General features: G+C 58.6%; 17 protein-coding genes and 1 rRNA gene. 9 read left to right on the forward strand and 9 right to left on the reverse strand.

Annotation, left to right across the window (positions count from 1 at the left end):
* The first annotated feature begins 57 nt into the window (after positions 1-57).
* Both rrf and mrdA read left to right on the forward strand, forming a co-directional pair.
* Positions 58-173: ribosomal RNA gene (rrf, locus tag M5G26_RS17455) — 5S ribosomal RNA — on the forward strand.
* 222 nt (positions 174-395) lie between these two features.
* Complete coding sequence (mrdA, locus tag M5G26_RS17460) at positions 396-2,288, forward strand: penicillin-binding protein 2 (RefSeq protein ID WP_134177073.1); 1,893 nt, start codon at positions 396-398, stop codon at positions 2,286-2,288.
* A 58-nt stretch (positions 2,289-2,346) separates the two neighbouring features.
* Here the strand turns inward: mrdA and M5G26_RS17465 are convergent, their stop codons facing one another.
* From M5G26_RS17465 to M5G26_RS17480, 4 genes are all read right to left on the reverse strand, one after another.
* Positions 2,347-3,018 (reverse strand): hypothetical protein, encoded by a 672-nt coding sequence (locus tag M5G26_RS17465; RefSeq protein ID WP_150694607.1) that lies wholly within the window; start codon positions 3,016-3,018, stop codon positions 2,347-2,349.
* A gap of 85 nt (positions 3,019-3,103) precedes the next feature.
* Positions 3,104-3,310 (reverse strand): helix-turn-helix domain-containing protein, encoded by a 207-nt coding sequence (locus tag M5G26_RS17470; RefSeq protein WP_007910409.1) that lies wholly within the window; start codon positions 3,308-3,310, stop codon positions 3,104-3,106.
* Positions 3,311-3,319: 9 nt separating this feature from the next.
* A complete protein-coding gene (locus tag M5G26_RS17475; protein WP_038369423.1) occupies positions 3,320-3,925 on the reverse strand; it encodes a hypothetical protein in 606 nt (201 codons plus the stop codon).
* A gap of 306 nt (positions 3,926-4,231) precedes the next feature.
* Positions 4,232-4,870: an NAD(P)H-dependent oxidoreductase gene (locus tag M5G26_RS17480; protein WP_134177071.1), complete on the reverse strand. Its 639-nt coding sequence runs from the start codon at positions 4,868-4,870 to the stop codon at positions 4,232-4,234.
* Positions 4,871-4,981: 111 nt separating this feature from the next.
* On the opposite strand from M5G26_RS17480, the gene M5G26_RS17485 reads away from it, so the two are divergent.
* On the forward strand, positions 4,982-5,422 hold the full coding sequence (locus M5G26_RS17485; RefSeq protein ID WP_273916060.1) for a MerR family transcriptional regulator: 441 nt from the start codon (positions 4,982-4,984) through the stop codon (positions 5,420-5,422).
* A 73-nt stretch (positions 5,423-5,495) separates the two neighbouring features.
* Here M5G26_RS17485 and M5G26_RS17490 read toward each other — a convergent pair whose 3' ends face one another.
* Positions 5,496-5,900, reverse strand: coding sequence for a lysozyme inhibitor LprI family protein (locus M5G26_RS17490; protein ID WP_273916061.1), 405 nt, complete (start codon positions 5,898-5,900; stop codon positions 5,496-5,498).
* A gap of 56 nt (positions 5,901-5,956) precedes the next feature.
* Positions 5,957-6,877: an ADP-ribosylglycohydrolase family protein gene (locus tag M5G26_RS17495; protein WP_273916062.1), complete on the reverse strand. Its 921-nt coding sequence runs from the start codon at positions 6,875-6,877 to the stop codon at positions 5,957-5,959.
* 196 nt (positions 6,878-7,073) lie between these two features.
* On the opposite strand from M5G26_RS17495, the gene M5G26_RS17500 reads away from it, so the two are divergent.
* Together M5G26_RS17500 and M5G26_RS17505 are read left to right on the forward strand one after the other, a co-directional pair.
* Entirely contained in the window at positions 7,074-7,562 is a 489-nt protein-coding gene (locus M5G26_RS17500; protein WP_093433632.1) for an SRPBCC family protein, read from the forward strand.
* Positions 7,549-8,364, forward strand: a complete 816-nt coding sequence (locus tag M5G26_RS17505) for an aminoglycoside phosphotransferase family protein (protein ID WP_273916063.1) — start codon at positions 7,549-7,551, stop codon at positions 8,362-8,364. The genes M5G26_RS17500 and M5G26_RS17505 overlap by 14 nt, the downstream gene beginning before the upstream one ends.
* A 325-nt stretch (positions 8,365-8,689) precedes the next feature.
* Here M5G26_RS17505 and acnA read toward each other — a convergent pair whose 3' ends face one another.
* Positions 8,690-11,431 (reverse strand): aconitate hydratase AcnA, encoded by a 2,742-nt coding sequence (acnA, locus tag M5G26_RS17510; protein WP_273916064.1) that lies wholly within the window; start codon positions 11,429-11,431, stop codon positions 8,690-8,692.
* Between the two features lie 222 nt (positions 11,432-11,653).
* On the opposite strand from acnA, the gene rlmM reads away from it, so the two are divergent.
* Positions 11,654-12,727 carry a 23S rRNA (cytidine(2498)-2'-O)-methyltransferase RlmM gene (gene rlmM / locus M5G26_RS17515; RefSeq protein WP_273916065.1) on the forward strand — a complete coding sequence of 358 codons (1,074 nt, stop codon included), beginning with the start codon at positions 11,654-11,656 and terminating at the stop codon, positions 12,725-12,727.
* Positions 12,728-12,890: 163 nt separating this feature from the next.
* Positions 12,891-13,142: a sulfurtransferase TusA gene (gene tusA / locus M5G26_RS17520; protein ID WP_273916066.1), complete on the forward strand. Its 252-nt coding sequence runs from the start codon at positions 12,891-12,893 to the stop codon at positions 13,140-13,142.
* A 137-nt stretch (positions 13,143-13,279) separates the two neighbouring features.
* Here the strand turns inward: tusA and M5G26_RS17525 are convergent, their stop codons facing one another.
* Positions 13,280-14,689, reverse strand: a complete 1,410-nt coding sequence (locus tag M5G26_RS17525) for an MATE family efflux transporter (protein ID WP_007910428.1) — start codon at positions 14,687-14,689, stop codon at positions 13,280-13,282.
* 159 nt (positions 14,690-14,848) lie between these two features.
* Here M5G26_RS17525 and pdxB point away from each other — a divergent pair, with 159 nt between their 5' ends.
* Positions 14,849-15,991 (forward strand): 4-phosphoerythronate dehydrogenase PdxB, encoded by a 1,143-nt coding sequence (pdxB, locus tag M5G26_RS17530; protein ID WP_273916067.1) that lies wholly within the window; start codon positions 14,849-14,851, stop codon positions 15,989-15,991.
* Positions 15,992-16,159: 168 nt separating this feature from the next.
* Here pdxB and M5G26_RS17535 read toward each other — a convergent pair whose 3' ends face one another.
* Positions 16,160-16,339, reverse strand: a complete 180-nt coding sequence (locus M5G26_RS17535) for a PA1571 family protein (RefSeq protein WP_038369402.1) — start codon at positions 16,337-16,339, stop codon at positions 16,160-16,162.
* A gap of 257 nt (positions 16,340-16,596) precedes the next feature.
* On the opposite strand from M5G26_RS17535, the gene M5G26_RS17540 reads away from it, so the two are divergent.
* Positions 16,597-18,381 (forward strand): ABC transporter transmembrane domain-containing protein, encoded by a 1,785-nt coding sequence (locus M5G26_RS17540; RefSeq protein WP_150694599.1) that lies wholly within the window; start codon positions 16,597-16,599, stop codon positions 18,379-18,381.
* The last annotated feature ends 3 nt before the right edge of the window (positions 18,382-18,384 follow it).

Genomic DNA, 18,384 nt, shown 5'->3' on the forward strand with positions numbered 1-18,384 from the left:
TCACATACCCAATTTGCTGAAGCGAGGCCATCTGGCCACGACTCAGTACCCGAATTTCTTGACGACCATAGAGCGTTGGAACCACCTGATCCCATCCCGAACTCAGCAGTGAAACGATGCATCGCCGATGGTAGTGTGGGGTTTCCCCATGTGAGAGTAGGTCATCGTCAAGATTAAATTCCGAAACCCCAATTGCGAAAGCAGTTGGGGTTTTGTTTTGCCCGCAGGAAAGATTTTCCAGCGCATTGACCTGCCCCCAACCGTCGCAGAGACGCCATTGGGGAAATTCCTTCTGAGTGACCGGGCAGTTTTTGGTATGGTGCAGCTCGTTTTTTAATGGACTGATGTCCTGCCCAAGGATCGGCACTCATTTATGTCAAAGAGTTGCTGTAGAAATGCCTGAACCCATCCCGATAAAGGATCACGAAAAAGAGACGCGTCTGGTCAACAAACGGTTGATCGCCTGCGCCATGTTCGTCTTCGCCGTCAGCTGCGCCCTGGTCGTGCGCCTGTACATCTTGCAAGTGGTGGAATTCGACTACCACTCGACCATCTCCGAAAACAATCGCGTCCACGTCTTGCCGATCCCGCCGACACGCGGTTTGATCTACGACCGTAATGGCGTGCTGCTCGCGGATAACCGTCCCAGTTTCAACCTGACCATCACCCGCGAACGCGCCACCGACGTCAATCAAGAACTGGATGAAGTCATCAATCTCCTGCACCTGCCTGCAGAAGATCGCACCGTCTTCGACAAAGCCATGAAGCAGTCCCGCCACCCTTTTACGCCGGTGACGCTGTTCTATGAGCTGACCGAAGAGCAAATTGCCGTACTGGCCGTCAACGAGTTCCGCCTCCCGGGCCTGGATGTCGAGCCGCAGTTCGTCCGCCATTACCCACTTGGCGCGCACTTCGCCCACTCGATCGGTTACGTCGGCCGGATCAACGAAAAAGAATCCAAGACCCTCGACTCGGTCGAATATCGCGGTACCCAATCCATTGGCAAAACCGGCATCGAACGTTTCTATGAAGCGCAGCTACACGGCCACGTTGGTTACGAAGAGGTGGAAACCAACGCCCAAGGACGCGTACTCCGAGTGCTCAAACACACCGACCCGGTCCCCGGTCAGAACATTGTCCTGAGCCTCGACATCAAGCTGCAGGAAGCTGCCGAAGCCGCGCTTGGCGATCGTCGTGGTTCAGTGGTAGCGCTCGATCCGTCGACTGGTGAAGTGTTGGCCATGGTCAGCAATCCCAGCTTCGATCCGAATCTCTTCGTCACCGGTATCAGCTCGAAGGAATATTCGGCACTGCGAGATTCGATCGACCGGCCGCTGTTCAACCGTGTACTGCGCGGTCTCTACGCACCGGGGTCGACCATCAAGCCAGAAGTGGCCATCGCCGGCCTCGATGCCGGTGTGGTGACGCCGCAAACCCGCGTCTTCGACCCCGGTTATTACCAGCTCCCGGACTTCGATCACAAGTACCGCAACTGGAACCACAGCGGCGACGGCTGGGTGGACATGGACGCGGCGATCATGCGTTCCAACGACACCTACTTCTACGACCTGGCGCACAAACTCGGTATCGATCGTCTGCACGATTACATGGCGATGTTCGGCCTCGGCGAGAAGGTCTCGCTGGACATGTTTGAAGAGTCGCCCGGCCTGATGCCATCGCAAGCGTGGAAACGCGCGACTCGCCGGCAAGCCTGGTTCCCCGGTGAAACGGTCATCCTCGGCATCGGTCAGGGCTACATGCAGGTCACGCCGCTGCAACTGGCTCAGGCCACGGCATTGATTGCCAACAAAGGTGTATGGAACCGGCCGCACCTGGCCAAGACCGTAGACGGTGTCGCTCCGGTCGACGAGCATCCGATGCCGAACATCCAGCTCAAGGATCCGCGAGACTGGGAGCAGGTCAATCACGGCATGCAGATGGTGATGCACGATGCCCGAGGCATCGCTCGTGCGGCCGCGGCCGGTGCGCAATACCGTATCGCTGGCAAAAGTGGTACGGCGCAAGTGGTGGCGATCAAGCAGGGCGAGCGCTACAACCGCGAGAAAACCCTCGAGCGCCACCGCGATAACGCCCTGTTCGTTGGCTTCGCGCCGGCCGAGCATCCGAAAATTGCGATTTCGGTGATGATCGAAAACGGTGAGGCTGGTGGTCGTGTTGCCGGCCCTGTGGTGCGGCAGATCATGGACGCCTGGTTACTGGATCAGGATGGCCACCTCAAACCGCAATACGCGGCGCCGACCAAGGCGCCTGGAGACCCGCACGTCTAACGGTTCGCAGCCTCGGCTCATGCTGGTTAAGCCGAGGTTGTGAGTTGCACTGGAGTGCCTACTTGCAGCGGTAACCCTCGGGCATCGTGACGGTGTAGTTGCGCTGCACACGGTCCTCGAAATTCAGGTTCTGCAAGCCTTGCTCCACCAGAAAGTCTTCGACCTTGGCGGACTGGCAGTCCTCGTTATAGGAGGAAGCGCGCAGTAGGTAGACCGTGCGTTTGCTGGCCTCATCCCGGGCACTGGCAATGAAGGTACTGAGCGTGGTGTAACCGGTTCGTTCCGAGGTGCCTATCGGGCCATAGGTCGTGTTTGGTTTACTCGTGCACGTTAGCCGGTCATCCTTTTTCTTGCTGGTCTTGCACACGGTAGAGGTGCTGGTCGGCACTTGCCCGTACTCGGTGGCGGTATAACGGTAAGTCACCTGTCGGCTGCCGACATCGAGGCTGATGGTCATTTTGATCGGCGCATGGTTCTTCGGCAGACTGGCGTCGGTATAAACCTCTTGGAAGCCCCTGTCTTTCAGCGCATTAACCATGTCGCGAAGATAGTAACGTGCATTCAGCGCGTTTTCGTCACTGCCGCCTACAGACGTCACCAGTACAGTCGCCTTTCGATCAAAATGATAATCCGGATCAGGTGTGGCATTTAGCGCCACGTCCATTTGCGTGGCGCAGCCGCTGATCAACGCTGTCAGTAAAAACAGCGCGCAGAATAAAAACCGGGTCATGACAAAGCCGCCTTACAAACTAAGGATTGAATAAGAGTTAAACGGTGTGGACTGACGACAATTAACTCGCGCGGATGCGCAAGGCTCAGTCTTTCTGGTATTCCAGCAAATCGCCTGGCTGGCAATCGAGTGCTGCGCAGAGCTTGTCCAGGGTGGCCATTTTCACGCCCTTGACCTTGCCATTTTTCAGTAATGACAGGTTGGCCTCGGTAATGCCCAGCAGGCTGGCCAACTCTTTCGAGCGAATTTTTTGCGTGGCCATGACAACGTCAAGGCGGACGATAATGGTCATTGTATTGTTCTATATGTATTGGCTTTGCTCATCGCTGAGTACTTTTGCATCGCGCATGATAATTGAAAACAAACAGAGCAATACGCCTTTGACAATCTCGTAGGCAGAAGTGGAAGACAGGCCGACCGAGAACTGAAAAATACGATCCCCTGGCGGCAGATCAATAGACAGGGCCAAACCTTGCAATGTCTCTACCAGCGGGTAGGCGGCCGGGGAAATGATGCACAGAATCCCCACTCGCCATAGCACCTTGATGTTGCGCTCGGTCCAGGTTTCGCCGCGGGACAAGCGCAGGAAAAACAACCCAGTCAGCCAGAGCACGTAGGTCGAAAGCAGGACGGGCAGGAAATCCAGAACGACGAGCAATGCAGTCACCAGTGGCGAGAGCCATGTGTCGGGGGCAAGCAGGGCTCCTTCGACAAACGGGTCGAGCAATTGCGGCGAATTTTCGGCGAAAGCGTAGAGCAGCGCCGCGAGCATTTCATCCGTTTTGAAGAACCAGATCGAAGCGTTGCCACCGACCTCGGTCACCCCCAAAACCCAGACAAGAATCGCTGCCAGTAGTCCGACCCAATGCATGCGCTGCAGTGCCAATCCGTTGTTACGAGTACTCATGAAAAATCCTTGCGGTGTCATTGGGAATGACTAATTCTCGATGCTAAATTATCGAATGGCAATAATAAATTGTTCTTGTTTTGTGAAGAACACCGCTGGTATCGAATGGCGGGGCGAAAGACTGAACCTCAGTTCAATCGTTTTGCGGGGATTTCAATGTCGATAGGCTCTCGAATTCGAAACAAGTCGAGAGCGCAGGAGGGACGCGATCCGCTCGGTGGCCGCTGGTTTCGATGACGGGGTCAGGGATTGATTAGAGCGGGACACACGCCACAGGCATGTTTGAGTCGCCCGCTCTTACCGGGTTTACTTGATTTCGGTAATGAAGTTTTCCCGCGAGCGGCGAACCTTTTTCAAGTTGACCAGCCAGTCTCCCTCAGTGGCTCGATGCCCCAGCGGCAGAATCACCACGCTGCGCAGGTTGCGGGCCGCGAGTCCGAGGATTTCATCGATGGCTGCCGGGTCGAAACCTTCCATCGGTGTGGCATCGACTTCTTCAAATGCCGCGGCGATCAACGCCGAGCCCAAACCAATATAAGCCTGCCGTGCAGCCGCCTGATAATTAGCCTCCTTGCCACGTCCAGCGACAATGCCCAGCAGCATCTGACGGTAATTCTCCCATCCTTCGTTAACGGTTCCGCGAACTTCGTTAGTCAAGTCAAACATCATGTTGACCCGCTCGGCAGTGATGTCATCCCACGCGGCGAACACCAACAAGTGAGAGCAGTCGGTAACCTGCTGCTGGTTCCAGCTGACGGCTTTAATCTTTTCGCGAATCTCTGCATTGGTCACTACGAGCAATTCAAAGGGCTGCAGTCCACTTGATGTCGGCGTTAACCGCACCGCCTCCAGAATGCGCTCGATTTTTTCATCGGACACTGTCCGGGATGGATCGAACTTTTTCGTTGCGTAGCGCCATTTCAGCAGTTCTGTCAGTTTGCTCATCATCAAATTCCGAAGGTGAAAGATGTTCAGGTCGGTCAAGAACGACTGGCTGTCGTGCTGAGCCTGAGCTTATGCTAACGATTAAAGCCAACTTGAAGGTCAAGCTCTTTTATGAAGATTGGAGAGGTTTCCAAGCGCACAGGTGTTGCTGCTTCGGCAATACGCTATTACGAGGAGCAGGGTTTGCTGGAGCCTTCTACCCGTGACACCAACGGGTATCGTCACTATGGCGAGGCGGCGGTCGCGCGATTGATTCTGGTGCGCGATGCCCAGCGGCTGGGATTCTCTCTCGATACCATACGGGGCTTGTTCCTGGAGGACGGGAGTTGTTCGAAATCGTTGACCATCGAGCAAATCGATATCCGTATGGATGAGATACGCCAGATCGAGGCCAACCTGGCGGTACAACGAGAGGGCTTGTTGCGGCTACGGCAGGTGCTTGAGGAGAGTCTACGCAGCGGTGCTCCTGTCGTGTGTGCGAGTGTGCGCAGGGCCGAGTCGTATCGGCCTGAGCAAAACATGATCACGCGCAACGCGTTGAACGGGCGTTGACCCACATTTGAAATGCGCTCCAATGTGGGAGCGAGCCTGCTCGCGTAAGATCTCTCAAAACCGCCGCAAAAAATCAGGCCCCGGGCACCGGGCAGCTCATGTCACCTTCTTCACACTTCAAATACTGTTTTAGCGCCTCGACCCGCACTTTGGTCACCCCGGTCAGGCAACTGCTGTAAACCCACGGATAAACGCTCCCGCCTGTTACCCCGGACGATGAGAACTTGCACTCGGCGTCCCGAAACCCCAGCCACGCCCGTTGCGCACTGACCAACAGCTTCTTGCCATCCGGGTTGTCCTTCAAACGCCCGGTGATCTGCTGATAAACCACATTCAACTCCTTGTCCGCCGCTTTGAAGTCCTGCCCGGCACACTGATTCATTGTCGCCTGGTCGCTGGCATTGGCGCAGTCGACAGCGGCATGGGCGAGGGGGGCGAACAGGAAGGGCGTGAGGGCCAGAAGCAGGCGTGGGGGCATGGTCAATTCTCGCTGTATCGAAGATAAGTGCCGAGCAGTGTAGCGTCTCTTCGCGCTTATTCAGGCAGGCGCAGTCGGGAGGCGTCGAGCAAACGGTCGGCTGTCGCCGCAATCTCTTCACCATCGTGCAGCCTTTCCAGCCAATGTGCAGGAATGCCCCGGACGCCGTAATAGGCGCCGGCCAACTGGCCGGTGATCGCGGCGGTGGTATCGGCGTCATCACCCAGGTTGGCCGCTCGCAAAATGGCCGCTTCGAAGCTGTCCGTCTGGTGAAAGCACCACAACGCCGCTTCCAGTGACTGCACGCTGTAGCCATTACCTTTGATGTCCGTCTCGGACATGACGAGGTAATCGCCACGCGCAATGGCGGCGACCCTGGGTTGCGAGAAGCTGGCGAAGGGCAGCTGACGCAGTTCTGCTTTGCCCGCACCTTCAAGCGCTCTGGCAATCAACCCGGCCAACAATTGGCAACATTCGATGGCTTCCGGTGCCGCGTGGGTGGTTCGCGAACTGTCGGCGGCAAAGCTCTGGATTTGCCGAGCGTCGGGAAAGTAGAACAGCACCACCGGAGCCAAGCGCATCAGTGAACCGTTGCCGGCGCTATAAGGGTCGGTAGAGCCAGCGAAGGGATCCGCGGTTTGCTGATATTGCGCGAGCGCTTGGCTGACGGTCATGCCGATATCGAAACACTCACCGGTCGAGCTGAGATAGCCCCATTGCCACCAGTTGAGGTAGCGGCCCATCTGATCGGCAGCATTGAATCCATTCTTGTTCAGCAGGCTTTCGGCCAGACACAGGGCCATGGAGGTGTCATCGGTCCACTGCCCCGGCTTGAGGTGGAACGGGCCACCGCCGACCATATCGGTCAACGGTTGGAATGATCCCCGTGGTTTGAACTCAACCGTAGTACCGACAGCGTCGCCGCATGCCAGACCAAGCAGGGCACCGCGGTAACGTTCGGCGAGGGATGGCGGCATGATTCGTCCTTGTTGATTCAAATTCGCTGGAAAAGGTAACAGTTTCGTTGGTCTTGGGGTGCCTGGATCCATCACAGTACCGGTCAAAAAGTGCAGCTTGATGTGTCCTCGCTGATGAACGACTGCACCGCTCTGATACAACTTCACATTGGACATGTGGTCATACAAGCCTAGTGTTCAGAACAGGAGGTGACGTATGAAACCAGTACCCAATAGTTTCGAACGCAAAATCACGCTCAAGGCGCCGCGTTCGCATGTCTGGCGTGCATTGGTCGATGCCGAGGCGTTTGGCCAGTGGTTTGGTGTGGCGCTGGAGGGCCGGCGGTTTATTGCCGGTGAATGGACGCAGGGGCAGGTCACGTATCCGGGTTATGAACATGTGTTGTGGAATGTGCTGATCGAGCGGGTTGAGCCGCAGCAGTTGTTTTCGTTCCGCTGGCATCCGTATGCGGTCAATCCGAAGATCGACTATTCCCAGGAGCCGACCACGCTGGTCAGGTTCGAGCTGGAAGATTTCGAGAGCGGTACGTTGCTGAAAGTGTCCGAATCAGGCTTCGCGCACATTCCCGACATTCGCCAGAAAGAGGCGTATTACATGGACAGTCGTGGTTGGGAGGAGCAGTTGAGCCGGCTCGAACAGTTTCTTGCCGAGAGCGCCAAGGCCCGCGAGCGTGACGGTGGCTGATATTTTCGAACCTTGGCTGAAGCGCTGGGCACTGGTGCCGGACGGCGCGCCGATCATCACGCCCGGCAGCCGTTTGTTGCCGGTACGCCTGAACGACACGCCGGCCATGCTCAAGTTGGCGCTGGATATCGACGAGAATTACGGCAATCGGCTGATGACCTGGTGGGACGGTGATGGCGCTGCGCGAGTGTTGGCTCATCACGAGAATGGCCTGCTGATGGAACGCGCCATGGGCCGACGCTCGCTGATGCACATGGCAGTGAATGGCGAAGATGACGAGGCGAGCCGGATTCTGTGTTCGGCGCTGGCGCGATTGCATGCACCGCGCGTAACACTACCGCCGCCGCTGGTGGAGTTGGGGCCATGGTTTGCTTCGCTGCGAGTTGCTGCTGCCCAACATGACGGTCTCTACAGCCTGAGCCTGCAAACCGCCGAAACCCTCCTCGCCGATCCACAGGACGTGGTGGTGCTGCACGGCGACATGCATCACGACAATGTTCTGGATTTCCAATCGCGTGGCTGGTTGGCCATCGATCCGAAGCGGGTGAGGGGCGAGCGTGGTTTTGACTACGCCAACCTGATTTGTAACCCGGACTTGCCGACGGCCACGGATCCCGCGCGCTTTCGCCGACAGCTGGATGTGATTGTCGAGGCTGCCGGGCTTGATCGCCGCAGGCTGCTGCAGTGGGTGCTGGCATTCGCCGGTTTGTCGGCTGCGTGGTTTCTGGAGGATGACGCGCTGGAGCAAGCCTCAGGGCAGCTGAAAGTCGCACAGATCGCCGCTTCCATGCTCGATGCCTGACACGGCTAAGGGTTTTCGGAAGGGTTGCTATGGCGAATGTCTTACACGCACTGGTAGCTTTTACGACTATTGCAGATTGGATCCACTGGGTAATCTACACACATCAACTGAGACACAGGGAGTGTTTCAGGATCACGGATGATCGACCATTTGCAAGGATCGCTGCCGACAGGGAGTCGATAATGGTCTTGGGAAAAACCCGCTTCGGCGGGTTTTTTTTCGCCTGTATGTAGGAGCTGCCGCAGGCTGCAATCTTTTGACTTTGGCTTTTAACAGCAAGATCAAAAGATCGCAGCCTGCGGCAGCTCCTACATTGGTTTGTGCGTTACGAGGCGATCAATTGGCGCAGGACGTAATGCAGAATCCCGCCTGACTTGAAGTATTCAACCTCGTTCAACGTATCGATGCGGCACAACACCTCGATTTTCTCCTGACGCCCATCCTCACGGGTGATGACCAGCGGCAAATTCATCCGCGGAGTCAGCTCGACGCCGGTCAGCCCCAGAATCTCAAAGGTTTCCTTGCCGGTGAGGTTGAGGCTCTTGCGGTTCTGATCAAGCTTGAACTGCAGCGGCAGCACACCCATGCCCACCAGATTGGAACGGTGGATCCGCTCGAAGCTTTCCGCGATCACCGCTTTCACCCCCAGCAGATTGGTGCCCTTGGCCGCCCAGTCACGGCTGGAACCGGTGCCGTATTCCTGCCCAGCAACGACCACCAGCGGCGTGCCCGAGGCCTGATACTTCATCGCCGCGTCGTAGATCGCCAGTTTCTCGCCGGTCGGAATGTAGATCGTGTTGCCACCTTCTTCACCGCCGAGCATTTCATTGCGAATACGGATGTTGGCGAAGGTGCCGCGCATCATCACTTCATGGTTGCCGCGCCGTGAGCCGTAAGAGTTGAAGTCCCGTGGTTCCACGCCTTTTTCGCGCAGATAACGCCCGGCCGGGCTGTCGGCCTTGATGTTGCCAGCGGGGGAGATATGGTCGGTGGTCACCGAATCACCCAGCAGGGCCAGCATCCGTGCACCTTTGACATCCTTGATTTCCGGCAGCGGCCCGGAAATGTCGTCGAAGAACGGCGGATGCTGGATGTAGGTCGAATCGTCCTGCCACACGTAAGTCGCCGCTTGCGGCACCTCGATGGCCTGCCACTGTTCATCACCGGCGAACACCTCGGCGTATTCCTTGTGGAACATTGCCGTGCTGACCTGATTCACCGCATCGGCGATCTCTTTGCTGCTTGGCCAGATATCCCGCAGATACACCGGATTGCCTTGCTGATCTTCGCCCAGCGGTTCGCTGCTGATGTCGCTGCGTACGCTGCCGGCCAAAGCGTAGGCGACCACCAAGGGCGGCGAGGCTAGCCAGTTGGTTTTCACCAACGGATGCACGCGGCCTTCGAAGTTGCGGTTACCGGAGAGCACGGATGCCACGGTGAGATCGGCTTTCTGGATGGCTTTCTCGATCGGTTCCGGCAGCGGTCCGGAGTTGCCGATGCAGGTGGTGCAGCCGTAGCCGACCAGTGAAAACCCGAGCTGATCGAGGTATTGCGTCAACCCCGCAGCCTTGTAGTAGTCGGTGACCACTTTCGAACCCGGCGCCAGCGAACTCTTCACCCACGGTTTGCGGGTCAGCCCTTTCTCCACGGCTTTTTTCGCCAGCAACCCAGCGGCCATCATCACGCTCGGGTTGGAGGTATTGGTGCAAGAAGTGATCGCGGCGATGACCACGGCGCCGTTTTTCAGGCGATAGGTGTGGCCTTCGTATTCGTATTCGGTTTCCCCGACCAGATCGGCATTGCCTACCGCGACACCGCCACCGCCTTCGCTTTCCAGGCGTCCTTCTTCCTTGCTGGTGGGTTTGAATTGCAGATCGATGAAATCGCTGAAGGCTTGCGGCACGTTCGGCAGGGAGACGCGATCCTGTGGACGTTTCGGTCCGGCCAGACTCGCTTCGACGCTGCCCATGTCCAGCGCGAGGCTGTCGGTGAACACCGGCTCCTGACCGGGCAGACGCCACAAGCCCTGAGCCTTGGTGTAGGCCTCGACCAGTTTGACCACTTCCGGCGGCCGCCCGGACAGGCGCAGATATTCCAAAGTCACGTCATCAACCGGGAAGAAGCCGCACGTCGCGCCATATTCCGGGGCCATGTTGGCGATGGTCGCACGGTCGGCCAGGGGCAGATCAGCGAGACCGTCGCCGTAGAACTCGACGAATTTGCCGACCACGCCTTTCTTGCGCAGCATCTGCGTGACGGTCAGCACCAGGTCGGTAGCGGTGATGCCTTCCTTCAGTTTGCCGGTCAGTTTGAAGCCGATCACTTCCGGAATCAGCATCGACACCGGTTGCCCGAGCATTGCCGCTTCGGCTTCGATCCCGCCGACGCCCCAGCCGAGTACGCCGAGGCCGTTGATCATCGTTGTGTGCGAATCGGTACCGACCAGCGTGTCGGGGAACGCATAAGTGCGGCCGTCCTCATCCTTGGTCCACACGGTGCGGCCGAGGTATTCGAGGTTGACCTGGTGGCAGATGCCGGTGCCCGGCGGCACCACGCTGAAATTGTCGAAAGCGCTCTGGCCCCAACGGAGGAACGCATAACGTTCGCCGTTGCGCTGCATTTCGATGTCGACGTTCTGTTCGAAAGCGCTGGCGGTGGCGAACTTGTCGACCATTACCGAGTGGTCGATCACCAGATCCACTGGCGACAACGGATTGATTCGCTGCGGATCGCCGCCGGCCTTGGCCATCGCTGCGCGCATGGCGGCGAGGTCGACCACGGCGGGAACGCCGGTAAAGTCTTGCATCAAGACGCGGGCGGGGCGGTATTGGATTTCGCGGTCGGAGCGGCGCTCCTTGAGCCACGCGGCAATGGCCTTGAGGTCGGCGCCGGTGACAGTTTTTTCATCTTCCCAGCGCAGCAGATTTTCCAGCAGGACTTTCAGCGACATCGGCAGCTTGTCGAGGTCGCCCAGGCTTTTGGCGGCATCCGACAAACTGAAATAGTGGTAGGTCTTGTCGTCGATTTGCAGGGTTTTGAGCGTTTTCAGGCTATCGAGGGACGGCATTACAATCACTCCTTTGAATCCGCACGGCTACGGATTGAGGGGACGGGCAGAGCTATCAACGTAGCCCTGTTTTCATTAGCTGGCTAATAACTGGACTCTATGGGCAAGTCCAAGGTTCCGACATCGGCTATCATGCGCCGGTTTTCGTGACAGGCTTTGCTTCAGCGCAAGGCCTGAGCATCGCGCAGGGGCCGAATCACCGCCCTCTGCCCAGGAGTAAGAATGAACACCCTATTCATGCATTGCCGGCCAGGCTTCGAAGGCGAAGTCTGTTCGGAGATTTCCGACCTCGCCGCCCAACTCAATGTGGCCGGCTACGCCAAAGCCAAAGCGGCCACCGCGTGCGCCGAATTCGTCTGCACCGAAGAAGACGGCGCCGAGCGCCTTATGCGCGGTCAGCGCTTCGCCGAGCTGATCTTTCCGCGCCAATGGGCGCGCGGGGTTTTCATCGATCTGCCGGAAAACGACCGCATCAGCGTGATCCTCGCGCACATGGCCGATTTCCCGGTGTGCGGCGGTCTGTGGCTGGAAGTCGTCGACACCAATGACGGCAAAGAGCTGTCGAATTTCTGCAAGAAATTTGAAGGCCCGCTGCGCAAGGCGCTGACCGGCGCCGGTAAACTGGTGGAGGACGCCAGCAAGCCGCGTCTGCTGCTGACCTTCAAGAGCGGTCGTGAAGTGTTTCTGGGGATGGCCGATGCCGGTAACTCGGCGATGTGGCCAATGGGCATTCCGCGCCTGAAGTTCCCGCGTGAAGCGCCAAGCCGTTCGACGCTGAAGCTGGAAGAAGCGTGGCACCACTTCATTCCGCGGGATCAGTGGGAAGATCGCCTGCACAGCGACATGACTGGCGTTGACCTCGGCGCCGCGCCGGGCGGCTGGACTTGGCAACTGGTCAATCGCGGCATGCTGGTGACCGCCATCGACAATGGCCCGATGGCCGAAAGTCTGATGGACACTGGTCTGGTGCAGCACTTGATGGCCGACGGTTTTACCTTCAAGCCTAAGCAACCGGTGGACTGGATGGTCTGCGACATCGTCGAGAAACCGGCGCGCAACGCCGCGATGCTCGAAGAGTGGATCGGCGAGGGGCATTGCCGCGAGGCCGTGGTTAATCTGAAGTTGCCGATGAAGCAGCGTTATGCCGAGGTGAAGCGTTTGCTCGAACGCATTGCCGATGGTTTCAAGGCGCGCGGGATCAAGGTCGATATCGGCTGCAAACAGCTGTATCACGACCGCGAAGAAGTGACCTGCCACTTGCGTCGCCACGATACCAAGAAAGCCAAATCCCGCTGAAACAACACAAAACCCTGTAGGAGCTGCCGCAGGCTGCGATCTTTTGATCTTGAAAAGCAAAGATCGCAGCCTTCGGCAGCTCCTACAGGGGTGTGGCGTAACGCCACAGATGACCGAATACCCGGCAATGCGTGATAATGCCTGCCAGTTTCAGGAGTGAATCATGAGTGAAATGATCGATACCCCGGTCGACGGCACCCTTGACGCCACCGGCCTCAATTGCCCGGAACCGGTGATGATGCTGCATCAACACATTCGTGATCTGGTGCCCGGCGGCCTGCTCAAAGTGATCGCCACCGATCCCTCGACCAAACGCGATATCCCCAAATTCTGCGTGTTTCTCGACCATCAGTTGGTGAGCCAGCACGAAGAGGCCGGTACTTACCTGTACTGGATCCGTAAGAAACACGCCTGAATCCCAGGCGAACGCAAAACCAAATGTGGGAGCGAGCCTGCTCGCGAAAGCGGTATCTCAGTCACTATCAATGGCGACTGATACACCGCATTCGCCAGCAGGCTGGCTCGCACATTTTTTGTCCCGGTTTAAAGGGTTCAGCCCGCCGAGCGACTGATCCGAATACGTTTGCGCGCGCTACGCGTCAACCGAATCGACAGCATCAACGCCGCGCAGCTCAGGCCAACGATCAGACCCTGCCACAAGCCGCTCGGGCCGCGTGGCTCGCCGAGCCAGTCGGTCAGGCCGAGGGCGTAACCCACCGGCAAACCAATCCCCCAATAGGCGAACAGGGTCAGGATCATCGTCACCCGCGTGTCCTGATAACCGCGCAGTGCGCCGGCAGCGGTCACCTGAATCGCGTCGGAAAACTGGAACAGCGCCGAGTACACAATCAGCATCGCCGCAATGTGAATCACCGTCGGGTCAGCGGTGTAGATCGCCGCAATCGGCTCGCGCAGCAACAGCATCATGCTCGCCGACAGACAGGCGTAGGCCAGCGCGGTGCCCATACCGACGCCAGCGGCAAAGCGCGCCTCACGCGGTTCTTCGCGGCCCAACGCCTGACCGACACGCACGGTCACCGCCATGCCCAATGAGTAGGGAATCATGAACACCAGCGAACTGACGTTCAGCGCAATCTGGTGCCCGGCCACTACGGTAGCGCCGAGGCTGCCGATCAATAGCGCGATCACGGCAAAAATGCTCGACTCGGCAAACACCGCGATGCCGATCGGCAGACCAATCGCCAGCAGACGCTTGATCACTGCCCATTGCGGCCAGTCGAAACGGCTGAAAATCTCGCTCGAACGATAAGCCGGAGCCCAACGCTCATAACCGGCCAGCCCCAGCGCCATCACCCACATCACGATGGCCGTGGCCCAGCCGCAGCCAACGCCGCCCATGGCCGGCACGCCGAAGTGGCCATAGATGAAGATGTAGTTCAGCGGAATATTCAGCGCCAGACCGCACAGGCCCAGCACCATTGCCGGACGCGTGCGGCCGATGCCGTCACTGGTGCAGCGCAGCACGTGATAGAACGCCACCGCCGGCAGGCCGCTGGCGATGCCGTGCAGGTATTGCATGCACGGGCCGATCAGCTCGGGATCGACCTTCATCAGGTGCAGCACCGGCTCGGCGGCGACCAGCATCGCCGTCGCGATCAGTCCTACCACCAGCGCCAGCCACAGCGCCTGACGCACGAGCGGGCCGATTTCGCTGTGCGTACCGGCGCCAAAACGCTGGGCGACTTTCGGCGTCGTTGCCAGCAGCGTGCCGGTCATCAGCAGAAACACCGGCACCCAGATCGAGTTGCCCAGCGCCACGGCCGCCAGATCTTTCGGCCCGACGCGGCCAGCCATCACCGCATCGACGAAGCCCATGGCCGTGGTCGCCAGTTGCGCGATGATGATCGGCAACGCCAGGGCGAGCAGGTTCTTGAACTCCAGGCGAATACGCGCGGGGCGGGTCAGGGAAACAGCGACAGGTTGATCAGTTACAGAATTCACGGGCAAAGCGTCCACAGGTGTTGATGCGCAAGGCGCCGCATTCTACGCCGCTGACGCCTTGGTCAGGAAAAATCCTCTGTTGCGGATTTGTAAGCGCAAAGCCTGCTGGCCCGGCGACTGATCTGCACCTAAACTGCCGATCCGCCTAAGGAGCCCGCCATGCTGATTGTTGCCGACGAAAATATCCCGCTGCTCGATGCCTTTTTTGCCGGTTTCGGCGAGATCCGCCGGGTCCCGGGCCGTTCCATCGACCGAGCGACGGTCGAGCAGGCCGACGTGTTGCTTGTGCGCTCGGTGACCAACGTCAACCGCGCGTTGCTGGAGGGCAGCAAGGTTCGCTTTGTCGGCACCTGCACCATTGGTACTGATCATCTGGATCTCGAGTACTTCAATGAGGCCGGCATCAGCTGGTCGAGCGCTCCCGGCTGCAATGCCCGAGGTGTGGTTGATTACGTGCTGGGCAGCCTGATGACGCTCGCCGAAATCGAAGGCGTCGATCTGACTCAACGCACCTACGGCGTTGTCGGCGCGGGTGAGGTGGGGGGGCGCCTGATCAAGGTCCTGAAGGGCCTGGGCTGGAATGTCAAAGTCTGCGATCCGCCACGTCAGGCTGCCGAGGACGGCGATTACGTAAGCCTGGAGCAGATCATCGAGCAGTGCGATGTGATCAGTCTGCACACGCCATTGACTCGCAGCGGCGACGGGGCAACTTGGCATCTGTTCGATCAGCAGCGTTTGCAGCAGCTCAAGCCCGGTGCGTGGTTGATCAACGCGGCGCGTGGTCCAGTGGTGGATAACGTAGCCCTGCGAGAAGTGCTACTGGAGCGTGAAGACCTGCAAGCCGTTCTCGACGTCTGGGAAGCTGAGCCTGAAGTCGATGTTGCACTGGCTGATCTCTGCGTATTGGCCACACCGCACATTGCCGGTTACAGCCTTGATGGCAAACAGCGCGGAACGGCGCAGATCTATCAGGCTTACTGCCAATTCATCGGCCAGCCAGCGAGTATTCAACTCAGCGAGTTGCTGCCGTCACCGTGGTTGTCACAAGTGACCCTGCATGGCGACAGTGATCCTGCCTGGGCGCTGGCGATGTTGTGCCGTGGTGTGTACGACCCGCGCCGCGATGATGCGGATTTTCGCCGCAGCCTTGTAGGCAATGTCGGCGAGCAGCGTGCGGCGTTCGATGTGTTGCGCAAGCAGTACCCAGTGCGCCGTGAGATTGAAGGGCTGAAGGTGCGGATTGAAGGGGCGTCGCCAGAGTTGGCGAGGATCGTGGCGGCGCTGGGAGCGGTGGCTGTCTAGAAACCGAGTCGGCCCTTTCGCGAGCAGGCTCGCTCCCACATAGATCTGTGATTCACTGAAGATCCCCTGTGGGAGCGAGCCTGCTCGCGAAGGCCGCCCCACAAATACCTGATCTGCAGACAGAAAAAACCCGGCCAAAGGGGCCGGGTCAGGAAGACGGTGGCTATATCACTCTTGTTCGGCAGGCTTGACCAATCGCTTCTCCAGCTCGCTGCAGGCTTGCTGGATCATCTCTTCAGTGATCGGTACTTCACGCCCATCCTTATCCAGTATCGAGCAACCCAGAGATTGGCCTGGCTTGGTGCGGATCACTTCAATTTTGTCTTCGCTGCTGTGTTGCAAGGACATGGCCTGTCTCCTCATCAGGTTGTGTGCCTAGGGTAAAACCGCCACGTGACCGGGCTGTGACAACTCCCTGCGGTCTGTCAGTGGGGGGCATCTCCACTCAAACAGAAACGACCGCTCGTCTCAACCGGGACTTTAGACCAATAGTAACTATGGCCTAGTCTTTGGGGGCATATTTAACCTGACTCATTGTGATTTACAGAGTTCCAACCCAAAGAAGGTTTACGCTAGCCCTTTCATCAACACGGATGCGTACCTGAATGACCCCGAAGCTTTCTTCAAGGCACCAGCGCGCCCTGCGTCTGACCACTCGATTTCTGGCCCCTTATCGCTGGCAAGTCATCGCTGCGCTGCTGGCGTTGATCGTCACCGCCGCCGTCACGTTGTCGATGGGGCAGGGGATCAAACTGTTGGTCGACCGCGGCTTCATGACTCAGTCGCCGCACCAGCTCAACCAGAGCATCGGCATCTTCATGCTGATGGTGCTGGGTCTGGCGGTCGGCACGTTCGCGCGGTTTTACTGGGTGTCGTGGATCGGCGAGCGTTGCGTTGCCGATATTCGCCGTGAGGTGTTCAATCACCTGGTCTATCTGCATCCCGGCTTCTACGAGAACAACCGTAGTTCGGAGATCCAGTCGCGACTGACCGCTGACACGACGCTGCTGCAATCGGTGATCGGCTCGTCGCTGTCGATGTTCCTGCGCAACCTGCTGATGGTGATTGGCGGTGTCATCCTGCTGTTCGTGACCAACGCAAAACTCACCAGCATCGTGGTGATTGCCTTGCCGTTCGTGGTCGCGCCGATCCTGATTTTCGGCCGACGCGTACGCAATCTGTCGCGGCTGAGCCAGGACCGCGTCGCCGATATCGGCAGCTATGTTTCCGAGACTCTTGGCCAGATCAAAACCGTGCAGGCCTACAACCATCAAGTCCAGGACGAGCGTCGTTTTGCGACGACGGTCGAGGACGCGTTCGACACGGCGCGCAAACGCATCTTTCAGCGTTCGTGGATGATCACCATGGTGATCGTGCTGGTGCTCGGTGCGGTGGCGGTGATGTTGTGGGTCGGCGGTATGGACGTGATCGCCGGGCGCATCACCGGTGGTGAGCTGGCGGCGTTTGTTTTTTACAGCCTGATTGTCGGTAGTGCGATTGGCACGTTGAGTGAGGTGATTGGCGAACTGCAGCGCGCGGCGGGTGCCGCCGAGCGAATCGCTGAACTGCTCGGTTCGGAAAATATCATCCAGCCGCCAACCGCCGGGCTTGTGACCCTGCCGGAGCGCGTGCGGGGCGAATTGCAATTGCAGGACGTGCGTTTTTCCTACCCTTCGCGTCCGGAAAGCTACGCAGTCAACGGCTTGAATCTGACCATTCGGGCGGGCGAAACACTCGCGCTGGTGGGGCCGTCAGGCGCCGGCAAGTCCACGGTGTATGACTTGCTGTTGCGCTTCTATGACCCGCTGGAGGGGCGGATCCTGATCGATGGTGTGCCGCTGACCAGCCTCGATCCGCTGGACCTGCGCCGTCACTTCGCTTTGGTCTCGCAGTCACCGGCGCTGTTTTTCGGCAGCGTTGAAGAGAATATTCGTTACGGCAATCCGGGGGCGACGCTGGAGCAAGTCAAGGACGCGGCAAAAATTGCTCACGCCCACGACTTCATCGAGAAAATGCCCAACGGTTACCAGACCCATCTCGGCGATGGTGGCCTCGGTCTTTCCGGTGGTCAGCGTCAGCGTCTGGCGATTGCCCGGGCGTTGCTGGTCGACGCACCGATCCTGCTGCTGGACGAAGCCACCAGCGCCCTCGATGCGCAGAGCGAACACTTGATTCAGGAAGCGCTGCCAAGCCTGATGCAGAACCGCACCACACTGGTGATCGCGCATCGACTGGCCACGGTGAAAAACGCTGACCGGATTGCGGTGATGGATCAGGGCAAGCTTGTGGCCATTGGTACTCATCAGGAGCTGATTGCCAGCAATCCGCTGTATGCGCGGTTGGCGGCGTTGCAGTTCAATGATGGAAAAGTCACGGCTGATCAACTCTGATGG

The sequence above is a fragment of the Pseudomonas sp. TNT2022 ID642 genome (assembly GCF_028656995.1).
Classification (GTDB): Bacteria; Pseudomonadota; Gammaproteobacteria; order Pseudomonadales; family Pseudomonadaceae; genus Aquipseudomonas.